Origin of the sequence: Pseudomonas sp. 9.1(2019) (genome assembly GCF_009910445.1) — a bacterium.
Classification (GTDB): Bacteria; Pseudomonadota; Gammaproteobacteria; order Pseudomonadales; family Pseudomonadaceae; genus Aquipseudomonas; species Aquipseudomonas paraversuta.
Map to the genome: position 1 here is coordinate 352,817 of NZ_VBWF01000010.1, position 12,678 is coordinate 365,494.

At 61.4% G+C, this 12,678-nt stretch carries 2 protein-coding genes; one reads left to right on the forward strand and one right to left on the reverse strand.

Going from position 1 to position 12,678, the window contains the following annotated elements:
- The first annotated feature begins 44 nt into the window (after nucleotides 1–44).
- A complete protein-coding gene (locus FEZ21_RS15070; RefSeq protein ID WP_003445627.1) occupies nucleotides 45–431 on the forward strand; it encodes a nuclear transport factor 2 family protein in 387 nt (128 codons plus the stop codon).
- A gap of 247 nt (nucleotides 432–678) precedes the next feature.
- On the opposite strand, the gene FEZ21_RS15075 is transcribed toward FEZ21_RS15070, so the two are convergent.
- Complete coding sequence (locus FEZ21_RS15075) at nucleotides 679–12,675, reverse strand: LysM peptidoglycan-binding domain-containing protein (protein ID WP_160627693.1); 11,997 nt, start codon at nucleotides 12,673–12,675, stop codon at nucleotides 679–681.
- Nucleotides 12,676–12,678: the final 3 nt, after the last annotated feature.

Consider the following 12,678-nt stretch of genomic DNA (forward strand, 5'->3'; position numbering starts at 1 on the left):
TTGGCGAGGTGTGTTTTACGTCGCCCTGATGAAAGGAGAAAACCATGTCGAAGAACATCAAGGCAGTACCGACTTCCGAGTACGACGCTGTCATCGCTACTGCCAATCAGTATGTTGAAGGTCTGCGCGTGGGCAGTGCAGAAGGCGTTGCTCAGGCGTTCCATAAAGACGCCGTGATGTACGGTTATACAAATGGCGAGCTGCTTGGCGGCCCGATCAGAAATCTGTTTGATTTCGTCCAGAAGAACGGCAGCGCCCCGGAAATTACGACTCGGCTCGACATACTGGCAATCACGCCCACGACAGCCGTGGTGCGTGTCGATATGGAAAATGATGCGATCGGTGCCGACTACAACGACTACCTGACCCTGATCAAAATCGACGGCGCCTGGAAGGTCATCGCCAAGGTTTATCACCAGTTCGAAGGTTGAGCATTCACCGATCCCGGTTGGGTCAATGCCGGGATCGGGGCTTGTTCATCGCCAAACGGAGCAGCGATCATGCCGCTGGCAAAGTAGGGTGGTGATTGGTTAAGCAACTCGCAGGACGAAGTCACGACCGTGAGCCAGGATCGCCCGATACGCGCGCGCAAAACGCCCAGAAAAGATCAATGACTAACGCGCGTGCCCTCTTGGAAAACCAGCATGTGGATTCAGTCGCTCGGTGCATCAGTTAGGTCTACGTGCGTCCTTCGGCCTGATGAACCAGTCTATACACCAATCGCTCAACGGTCAGCAGTGTCAGCCGTTCACGGTTCTGGATCTGCGAGTAAAGCGACAGCGACACCACGATCTCTGCGCCGCTTCGGCAGGGGGACTGGGCGGCGATCCAGCTGTCAACGGCGCCCTTGAGACTAGCGCCGGTCGAGGCGCCAAGCTGTTGGTCGGGGTACAGTGCAATCGGCAGGTAGGTCACCAATGGCTCAGCCTCTGGGGCAGGGCTTGCGAGCAGCTCGAACCCGTAGCTCAGCGATAGTGTCACCGGTTGGCCCACATAGGCGGTGGCGCCAAACAGTTGCTCAAACGCAGCAGTCAGCGCCGAACCCAGGTCGGTGCCGAGGTCAGTAATGTCAAATCGCGCGCTTTCGGTGTTAATCGGCGTCACCGTGGAAGGCGCATTCACAGTGTCTGTTGAGAACACGAAATCAGGATTCGTCACAAGGCGCTGCGACAGGTGCAAGTTGCGCGTGACGTTCAGCGATGCCGTGGCGTTCTGGTAGGACGCCATTGCGATGCCATGCCATTCCAACGCGATGTCGGCGTAGCTTCCCGCAGCAACGGGTTGTTCCAAGGTGTAGCGGCTTTGAGTAGGCGATATTTCGTTGCGCACGGTCGCCACCGGCAGGCCATCCACCGTTCGCACGATCAGCGCAGGCCATTGACCGGAAGGTCCTGGGCCCGCCGTGCCGCAGGACACACCGACGTCAGCCACACGCGCGTTACCGTCCTGATCACTCGTGTAGTCGATGTCGATGTCAAACCCATAACTTGTTGGCAGCAGCCCTGACAGCTGACTGTCGATCGGCTCTGGCGTGTTTACGCGTCGTTTGTGCTCAAGGTCGACCCAGTGATTTTTCCAGGCGCTGGCGATCGCCTCAGCCAGTGTTGCAAAACTCCTGGCGGCATTTGCTGCCGACTGCGCGTCGCCCTTCGCCGGATCGGCATAATGGCTGAGAAGGTCCCACAGCCCGGTTGCGACGGTATCGTAGGCCAAGAGTGCGCTCGCCAGTGCATCGCTGGCCGCCAACGTGTTCGTCAGTGCGTCGGGCTGCTGGTTGAAGCGGACATCAAGGTGCACCTCGTCCTGGCTGGCATGCTCGTGTAAATAGCGCAGGCCATAGGTCCATTGGGCGGCGTTGGCGAGTGTGGTCACCGGATCATGGCTCACCGTTTGGCTACGCAATGTAGGTACCTGTGGGAAGGCGCGGTTCGGAATCGGTACGCTGACGTCGCCCAGTCTGGTTGTGGTGGTGTGCGGCATCGATACTGGGGTAAGTTGCGGGGTGAACGCAAGCCAGTTAGAGGCGTCGTAGCGCGTTTGCGCATCAACTTGGATCGAATCGATGTCGAACTCAAGGTTGTCAAATGCATAGTCAAGTGCGAGCGAGATCTGATCTGCATGTGCCGGGTCGTTCAATGTCAGCATGAAGTTGACATAGCTGTTTGCAGCGTCCAGTCGGGTCTTGGCTGCGGTGATCGAATAATGCAGGCCGCTCGACACGTCGTTGTGCTCTCGGCCAATGGCGTGGCCAAGCAGTCGCGCTGGCGCGGGTGCGTCAGGACCGGTCCATATCGAGTTGCATGTCGAGGTGTATTGCAGGAGGGTTGAGATGGCATTGCCCTGCGCAAGGCTCAGCGACAATACCTGGCGCAGTTCGGCAGCGGCGGCCTGGATGGCCGGTTGCAGACCGGGGTCGGCTTGCTCGAAGACCGCGGCGATGCCGTTGGCCACTGCCGAAGCGAGCGTTCGCTTGCTTGCGATCACCGCCACAAGCGCTGTGCGCACTTGCGCAAGGGCGTAGAGCGGAGCGGCGTATTGCGCGCACAGGAGTTGGTCAAGGTCCTGCAGAAAACGCTGCGCGATGGGCTCCACGTCGATGCCGATCACGTCTGATCGCGGCGTGTCGTGGTTCATCGTGCCGTCCCTGTTCAGTGTTGGCAATTGGATGCCTTGCAGCGAAACCAGGCTTGCATAGAGCGGACGCAAGGCGAAATACCGGGGCCATTTTTCGCCTTGGCCGGACGGTGGATCGAATACGCCTTCAACGCTTAGCGCCGCGATTGCAGAATCGTTGAAGGGCAGGAACCACAATTCATCTGTCGCGCCTGCGACGCGACCGGTGATCAGTCGCAGTGTGGGAAACAGGTGTGCCACCAGCGTACCGAAACGGTCCTGGTCCATGTTCTGGCCGCCACTGCTGCTCGATGAGGAGACTGGCGATCCAATCTGCGTGGTGAAGCGCGCTACCGCACTGTCTGGAGTGAACGCAGGGTCGATTCGCTCGTCCGGACGGGCGAGGGAGAGCGATACCTGTAGCGGCATCACCGGATCGCAAAACGGTCCCGCCGCCGCGGGCACGGACACAGCCATCGTTAGCGGAGACGGCGGCAGCAATGCGAGCGCGCCAGCGGCCAGGAAGTCCACGTTTGCGTTGGTCGCGGCCAGTTGCGCCACATCAATCTGCGCGCCGGCTGTTGCAAACCTTGCCAACAGTGCCGTGATGGTGTCGTATTCGGCAGTCTGGACGGTAACCGGGTCAACACCCGGACCGCTCACGGCCACACCGGGCTTGATCAGACCTTTGAGCGCAGCATTTGCGCTGAGTAAGGCGGCGGCGTCAAAGCCGAATGCCGCGGCTGCCTGGGCAGGCGAGAGCACGCGGTTGCCCGTCGGGTCCGGCATCACCGCCGGCGGGCAGGACAGCATGGCGTGTTCGGCAAGCAACTCGGTCTGGGGGCCTATCGCCGTCATCAGGTTGCCGAGGTCAATGGTGTTTGATTGCGCCTGTAGCCGAGCGAGGACTGAACCGATGCTGTCGCCGGTCTGAGTCAGGGTCTGATAGCTGCTGTTGTTCAGCAGCACTTTCACCGTCTGGCCTGGGACGAACAGGTTGGTCATGCCCGCGTTGTCGAGGCCAAGCTGCTCGAGCCCCCCGGCACCGTAGGCGAAACGAGCGACGATGGCCTGTAAGGTGTCCGTCATGCGCACTGGGCAGCCGATGCGCAGCGCCCCTGAAGCCTGAGGCAATGCGAGCATGCCGGGAATGGTCAGCGTTTCGCCCGCAGGCAGGCTGGGTTGTGGGTTTTGCTGGGCTAGCGCCGCGAACAGCAGCGCTGGCGTGGTGCCATACTGGTTGCAGAATTCGTTTAGCGTGGTGGTGTCCGCTGGCTGGGCGGCTGGACTGCCGGGGAAGTCCCCAAGATAGACCAGCGCACCGTTATCGAAGAGGTTCGGCGTGGTGGCGTTGAGGATTGCCAAATCGGCGACTGAAGTGCCGCTGCCATTGTTGGCCAGGGTCTCGAACGCTGCGCTCACGGTGGTGGGCTGCGGTACCAGATAGCGCTTCGCCACCCATGTGCTATCCGCGCTCAAGGTTCCGGTCTGCTCAGCAAGCTGCGCGCCGATATCGCCAACGAACACAATCACGCCTTGTTCAGCGAAGGCGGCAACGATGTCGTCAAAACTTCGAACCCCGGCGTTGTTGGGGGCAACAGTGGTGACGGTCAGTTCGTCGAACACCAATGTGATGCCGCCGGCCAGAATGTCTTTCGCGGCGCCATTGTCCTCGGCCAACAGTGGCGCCGTGCTACCTTGCTGCGCTGCAATAGTAGCCAGCGACAACACTGGAGCGGCCGCGGGTACACGAAAAGAACGTGCCGGGATCGTGAGTAAAACACCGGGGCGCAGCGGCAGATGGTCGGCATTTTGTACCATTGTCAATAGCGCCGCGCCGGAAGCTGGCCGAGGCCAGCCCGGCCGTACCGTGGCCTGGATTGTATTGGCGGTCTGGTTCTCGGCGAAGGGGACTTGGGCGGCGATAGTCAGTACCTGCCCGCCAAGGATGTCGTAAGCGCGAGCAGCGCCCTGGGCGCCGGCGAGTGCATCAGTGCTGAGCCCATAGGCCTGGGCGAGCGCACTAATAGTCTGCGCGCCAGCCACCAACGGACGCTCGGGCTCGAGCGCTGCCACCGCACGCGCATAAAGCAGGTTCGCTGCCACAAAACGCCAGAGAGCGGGCAGCTGAAGTGACAGATCCACCGGTTTTGCTCGTCCCGTTTCTACACCGCTTGATTCGGTGTAGAGCGTCGAGGAAAAGCTCAGCGTCAGTTTCGGTTGGCAAAGTTGGTAATAGACCGTCTCATAGGTGGCGGCCTGGTTCTGCGCTGCTAGCAGTGCGTGCTGGGCCAGCCCGTTGAGAGCGGGCATCAGTGCGTTGGCTTGGCTGGCGAAAGTCACACCAATGGCCACCGTACCGACGCTGACACCCGACGCCAGCGCGTACCCGCTTGCCAGTGCTGGCCAAGTGTCGAAGGCCACGAGTGAATCTGTATAGCCCACAGGCAGATTGATCGTGCGTGCCTGGTCGGGGGTGGTAGCGTTGCCAAAGAGGTCGACAAAGCCAACGGTCAGATCCGCCGAAGCGAGTGAGCTGCCAGCATTGATCCCGCGATAGGGATCGGCTGCTGAGGCTGGCAGACCACTTACTGTCGGGGCGCTGGAGGCCGGGCCCATCTGCGCGATCGGGAATACCTGGGTGTAGCTCCAATGGCTCGGCTCCAGCGCGGCATAGCAGGTGCCGCGGGCGCGTGCCTGACGGGCCCGCCGCCGTCGAGCGACCGCAGTAAATTGGGGGTCGTCCTTCGCTTCTGGGGTGATCGGCATGCCAGGGCGCTCGGCATGGAAGGTCGCGCCTACCTGGCCGATACCATAGGTGGCGATTGAATAAAGCTGCTGCGTGCGCTCGCTCGGCGAGGCGGGATCGATTGGCGCCATCGGTACCACCATGCTGATGCCCGCATTGCCCGGCGGCACGCTGGCGATGCGCTTTATGTTGCTGTCGTCGGCCGCCTCAAGGTAGACGCTTGAAGCGGCGGCATCGAGGCCAGGACCGATCAGCGCGCAGGTGTTAAACGCCAGCAACGCCCGGCCGTCAGGTGCCGCCCCCTGCTGTGCGCCGACGATCACCAGAAAGTAAATCAGTGCTTCGCCTTCGCCGGTGAAAACCGTCGCTGGCAGCCCGCTGTTGCCGCTGTCGTGCAGGCTCAGATAATAGCCCGCACCGCCGACCGAGACGCCTTCCCACAGTAATTTGAGGAAGGCGGGAATATCCGCCAGGGCAGCGCCATAGGTGATTTCGACGTCGTGCGCTGCCGTTGCCTGCGCGCGCAACAGCGGCCGTATGTCCGTCAGCCCTGGCACCGTCTGCGTGGAGAGGTTGGTCTTGACGATCGTCGAGGCGTTTTCGTCCAGTGTGACCTGGGCCAGCCCCTGAATGTTGGCGGCGGCAGGATCGGGCGAAACCAACAGTGCCAGCGTTGGTGCCGGGTCAATCGAGGTCGCGAGGTATTGCCACAGGTGTAGCAACGTTTGGCGCTGGACATCGTCGGTCCCCAGCAACTGGTAGCAGGTACGCGACCCCGGCAACGTCTTGACTTTGACCGAAATCAATGTGCCGTAGCTCGATGACAACAAGGTCTGGGCATCACTGCTCACCGTGCCTTGCGGCGCTGACCCGACGATGTCGTACGGGGTCGGCGCCGCCAGCAACGCGAGCGCCTGAACGGCAGCAGAAAACGGCCAGAGGCTCGGGTTGCCAGCTTTGGGTGCCGTGCCTTGAGCAGGAATCGCAAGGGGGGCGATCACCTGCAGCTCGACTCGATTCGATAACCCGTAAGTGACGGGCACCTCGACCGACAGCGGCATTGCGACAGGGCCGGACACCGGCGTGATGCTCAGCGAAGGCGCTGGATACAGCCCCAGAAGGTCGTGCGGTGTGTAGACAAAATCGAGTTGGTTGACAGTCTCAAGCTGAAGGATCGCGCCCGCAGGTGCCGCGATGTCAGGCGCGCGCGCCAGCCGACGGTTGGCCGACAGCGCCGTTGGGGCGCGTGTAGCAAGGGCGCTACGGCTCTCCGCATTGCCGGCGACGGTGCTGTTGACCAGCTTGAGCCAGTCAGAACCGCCGTTAAGGGTTGCATGGATCGTGATTGCCGGATCGGTTCCTGTGCCAGGGGGCGGGCCTGTGAACTGCTGGCCGGACAGGCTGGCCATTGCGGTCATCGGGCCGTTGCCGCGAACGGGCCCGGCATCGACCGACACCGGTGTCGGAAGCCTCAGCCCGGCCATCAGTTGGCGGCTACTCTGCGCACTTATATCGGTGAAGTACTTGCCGGCAAGGATCCGTGACACCAAGGTGTCAACGTCGGCGACCGGCACATCGGTCACGGTCCAGGGCAGCTCGTCCTTGGTGGTGACCGGCACCAGGGCATCGTCGCTAAGCTGATGTGCGAGGGCGGCGATGTCTAAGCCCAACGCCTGCGCGACAGAGCTGAAGCTGGGGTAGACCTGAGTGTCGAGCGTGAACCCGTCGATGCGCAGCACAGCATGCACTACCAGTACGTCCGGCGCGGTAGCGACCCAGGCGAACAGCCCTGCAACATTGGGTGTTTGCTGTCCCGCGAAAATGTAGCTTCGCTGCGCAAGGCGATTGAGGCTCTCGCCGGGTCCAATCGTCACCACCGTGGGCACTAGCGCAGGGGCTGCGGCGCCGCCCGATCCCTGGGTGAAGGCAATTACCATGGCGTCACGGTAAGTCGCCCAGCCAGGAACGCTCGCCGCTGAACCCGTGGCGTAATTCTGCATAATGTCGACCATTGCAGCGATGGCATTGATGCTGTCGCCCATCAGACTGGTGTAATTGGCTTCAGCAGGCTGGGTGAGATTTTCCAGCGCAGTAGGCACTTTTAACGCCAGCCCCGGCGCAAGAGGCTCGCCGGGCAACTGGTCACGTAGCGTCTGCGCGTTCCAGTGCAGGATCAGGTCGACATACCATTGGCGCTCTGGCAGCGCACGGGTGTCTTGCAGGCGGGCAAAGAAAAAGGCCGCCGCTTGCAGTGCGTTGAAACCCGAAGGCGCGGTGTACGGTGTTGCCGGTGTGGTGAAGCGTGCTGTTGCGCGCAGCAGTTCCGGGTTGCTGGCAAGCCCGGAATAGGAGAGCAGGCGGGTGGGGCCGGTGAGGCCGAAGTTGGCGGCGATGCCTGCCAGCGTGTCCCCGGCGCGGACCTGGTAGGTGATGTGATCGACTGCATATCGACCGGCGACCAGTGTGCGCTCGGCATTGTCCAGCGCTATCACTTCGGGCGCAATGCCAAGGGCGATGCTAATCTGCGTTCCCGCCGCAGCGTCACGCAGTTGCGTGTGCAGATTGTCATTGAGGTACAGCAGTTCCTCTGTCGTCGCTGAGAGCGCCTGCGCCACGGCGTCGACGCTATCGCCATGGCGCACGGCATAACGCACCTGCGTTCTGGGGAATGCCGAAGCAAGCGCGTTCAGGCTGGTTGCAGCCAAAGGCCGCATCTCCCAGCGTGCAAGCTGCTTCTGCGCCGCATCCACCGCAGCGCGCGTGATCATAAGGCACCAATCGGCGAACAAATGGCTGGTGAAAGAGACGGTGTCTGCTGCGCCACCAATTGCTCCGGTAGATTGCGCTGCAGTTGGGGTGAACTGCTGCTGATAGGCCGCGATGTCGGCAATATAGTCGGGGCCAATTTTATTGAATGCCGCAAGGTCGACTGAACCTTGGACTGCGCCGCTCCAGGTAAAGCTGAACACTGGCGGCAATGCCACTGGCATCGCACTCATGTCGTGGGGCAGTGTGCTGGGTTGGCCGCTGACCGAGAGGCGCACGTTGGTAGTGAGGAAGGCGCTCAAGTTCGTGAAGCTGAAGGCCGTTCGGGTCGCCAGGCTGCCAAGCGCCATTTCGTCGGCCAGATGCAGAAGCTGGCCGGCGGTGATAGAGGTCGCCGCTGCTGCGCCTGTCGGGTTGGTTACCGCATAGATCGCCCAGCGCAGAAAGGCTTCAATCAGTTCGGCCGCGGGCATCTCTTGCACTTTATCGGCGTGAGCGCTGGTTCGGGTGTGACGCTGATAACTCTCGGCGATGGAGGCCGGGTCGGTGACAGTGCCGGTCTCGGCCCAAAGCTGCAGGATGATTTTGTAGTCGGCGTTCGCTGTACCCGGTGTTGTCGACCAGCCGAGCGCGACATTGTCGCAAGAGAACACCGGCAACAGAATCAACGGTATCTGGCGCGGTGAATCGTTGAACACCGCGAAGGCAGGATCCCAGTTGAGCGCCTCGCCAACCCCCAGATCGTGCGCAAGCCGCATGCCTGATGCGCTGCGCCGGTCCGCCGCGGCCCTCATCAGCAGACAGTGCGGGGTTGTTTGCGTAGTGAGCAGGCCTGCCGCGTGCAGCCTGCGTAGGTGTTCGCTGCGCAGCAGCGTTTTGCGTGCGCTACGCTGGCCACGGCACAGCCGATAAAGACTGCTGGCAGGACCCGGCGCCGAAAATCGCTCATGCAGGGTTCCATCGTTCGCAGTCGTAGGGGCGAGAATCCAAGGCGTTGTTGATTGGGTGCCGATTGTGAAGTCGAACGAAACGGTCACGTGGAAGTTGAAGTGAATCCTGATAAACAACACTTTCACTGTGGCCCGTGCATCGACGTCGACGTCCAGCGCGACCAGTGTCGGCTGATGGGCCTCAAGCGTCAGCGCCACCATGGCTGACGCTTCCAGTGTTACGTTGACCTTGATCACAACAAAGTCGACCGTGCCATAAATCTTGCCGTGAAGCCCGGCGATGCCGCGCACCCAATAGTACAGCGCGGTGTCCTGGCCGGCGTTGCTGGGCAGGAAGCGGGCGAAGACGCCTTCGAAGATCACTTCCAGCTCGATAAATGCACCCGCGCGCAGGACACCGGCGCTAAAGTCCTTGCCGATACCCACGGCCAGACCGATGCCCAGCTCAATGACCGGCGCAAAGAAGCCGTTGTTGATCGCAGGCACGCGGCTTGAGCTGTTGCCGTCGAGCAGGCCAAAATAGAGGCCGCCGCGGCCGAGGAAGGGAAACACTTCGACACTGAACGAGCGCGAAAAATTGCGTGCGTGAGGGAACCCGAGGTCGACCTTGAAATTGCCGTTGGTATAGACCTCGACCACCACCAGCCCAAGGGTCATCGACACTGCACCAAACTCCAGATGGCGGAAGGCTTCGGGCAGTTGCAGCTCGACCCGGAACATGCCGAGGGAGTCTGTGATCTTCTTGTAGAGAATCTCGAAGTTGAGCCCCGCGAGCGAGCCAGCGTCGGGGCCGCCCAGTGCGATTGACAGGCCATAGAGTCTGGGATCATTGAAGATCAGTCCAAGGTCAAGCACCCCGGCGATGCCGAGGTTGATACCGATCAGCCACTGGCTACCCGGATCGAAAGACACACCGTTCGCCCCCGGCTGGCCAATCGGTGACTGGCCGCTGTCGACCGGTTTCATCGCCCTCTGCATTTGCTGCAACACGGCGCGGACGGTGTTCAGGTCTTCGATACCGTTAACTTTTACATGCTGACCAAATGCCAGGTAACGCAGGTCGATAACCGCTGTTTTGGCCGGTACCAGGTCGGGCGGATTGTCGTTGATAACGTCCCAGTCGAGCGCATCGTCGCCGCGGTATTGCTGACCCAAGGCTGCGCCCTCAAGGATCAGCTTAACGCTGCCTTCGCCCTGCTTGCGGCTGTACGTTACGCCGATTCGATCAACACGCAAGATCGTCAGGTCGACGCTCACCTCATAAGTCAGCGCGATCGTCTGTTCGGTGGGGTCGAGCGTCAGCGTGAAGCGCGAAAGATCGACCTGGTTGAGTAAGTCCCAGGGTGGTGGCAGATGATAGCCCAGCGTCGGTGCGGCGAGGTTTACCAGATACTCCAGGATCTCGCCCAGGGTGATCGCGCTCAGTTGCAGTGTGACGATCTGGTGACGTGCTTGATCCTTGCCGATCCAGGCGGTCTGCGCGCTAAGGTAGTTGTCGCCGAACAAGACGCGGAAGGTATAGGTGGGGAACTCGACGCCGATGTCGCGTGCGGCGTACAGGCCAATGCGGTTGATCTCGAAGCTGCCCGACAGAGTACCCGAGGGGCTGGTCTGCTTATTGGGACGGGAAATGTCGGCAGTGGCGCGTGCCGAAACCGTCAAGGGCGTGCCAAATGGCGCGAACTGCCAGCGCGCCAGGATTGAACCCTCAACACTGTAAGACTGACTGGTTGAGCCGAAAGAAATCGCCATTGTCTCGACGTTCAACGCCGGCAGATTATCAGGTGGCGTGTCAGTCAGCAGGTTGGCGACCAGGGTGACCAGCTCAAGCGGTGCATTCTGATTGAGGCTGCCGCGGAAGGTCCATTCACGCTCGCGGCTGGAAGCAGGGTAGGTGGCGCAGACAGTGAATTGAGGTTGCGCCTCACCGCTGGCTCCGCCGGTCAGTTGCAGTGTGCCGGCAATAGAGCCGCCCACTGTGGCTTGCCGAGCATCGATGTTAAAACGCAGCTCGATGAGGTCCAGGCTCACCGACTGGGTAAAGGGGATCGACCAGTTCATCGAAATGACCGCCTCGGCCTGGAAGGTCAGGAGCCGAGGGTCGGCGAGAAACGAGAAGCCGGTGATCCGCATTTGATCGGGCGTAGGTGGGCCGGGGTTGCCGAAAAACTGGTTGAAGGCATAGCCGATCGGGATTTCTTGATTGCTGCGCAGCCGCCCTTCAAGCACGAAGGAAGGAATGTAGCCTACGAGGTCCACTGTGAAACTGTCGGCCAGTATCAATTCGCCGTCGTCGCGCACTGCCGGCACGCGAGGGTCGCCCATTGCCGCAACGGGTGCGCTGAGCAACGGCAGGCTGCGCCTTGTCGACCGCGCGGCGACCTGCTCGTCGGAGGCGCCAATGTTGAGGCCGCCGAACACCGAACCAAAGGTGTACATCTGTGGTTTATCGTTAGCGTCGACCCGCCAGCCGATGCCCCAGCGTATACAGGTGTCGATCACACGTACGAACGGAATGGGGGGGTTCCACACCCGGTCGGACTTCAACGTGACGCCGATATTGGAGACATCAAAGGCGGCTGCACCGAGGTTGTCGAGCAAGTTGGCGTGGTAAGCGGGCAGCCAGATCTCAATCGACGACAAGTAGAAGGCGTTGAACGTGTCGAGGGTGTCGGGGGAGATGAGCTCTGCGACGGAGAGTCCGAGCAGCGCAGCCACGTTGTCGATCTGGTCGCCGATACGGATCGTGTCCGGGTCAGCCTCGACCAGCAGGCGCCAGCTGGTCTGCACGGTCATGATTGCCAGCACCAGACGCAGGCTGTGTTCGGCGTCGAACTGAACCTTGCCACTGAGGTTGAGCATCGAGATGGCGTCGTAGCCATAATTGACCGGGTCAAAACCGGTCTGGACCTCGATCTCGAACCCCAGCTCGAACAAGGTCGAATCTCCGAACGCAAGCGTACTGTCGCCAACGGTCGCCATCATTTGCAGCACGGGCGGCGCGTCGAAACGTTCAGGAAGGATCAGCGTCCCCGCCGCTGCCAGCGGCCAGCGGCCTGGAAACAAGCTGGTATAGACGGGTTGGACGAAGACCCCGGACTGCGCCAGGTTGCCAGCCAGTGTGACGCGAGTGCCCGCTACGGAGCTGGCGCTAAGCGCTGCATCCAGCAATGGCAAATCGATCAGAAACGACGGCGCAAGCTCCACGGTCTGTTTGTTTTGCGAGATCTGCTGGCAGTCGGGCAGGTTGGCAAAGGTGTCGCCAAAGCGCCAGGTTTGTTGTGGCAGGAACAGCGTGAGGGTGAACACCGCGTTGCCGCCAGCGTCGAGCGTGACCGCGAGCAAGACACTGACATCAACGAGGTGATTGCCGGCGGCCTGCGCCCCGGGCAGCCCATAGCGTGCGGTGCCGCGCAGTAACACCTGGTTGACCGGTTGCGCCAGCACCGTGTTATTGATGATGAAAAGCTGTTTGAGCTGCAGTAGGCCGAGCGCTGAAGCCATCGCAGCAAGTGGGCCGGTAGCCGCACTGACCAGGTCGATTGAGCCGTCAGACAGGTGGCTGCGTAGCGCCTTGTAGATCTCATCGAGCATCATGGC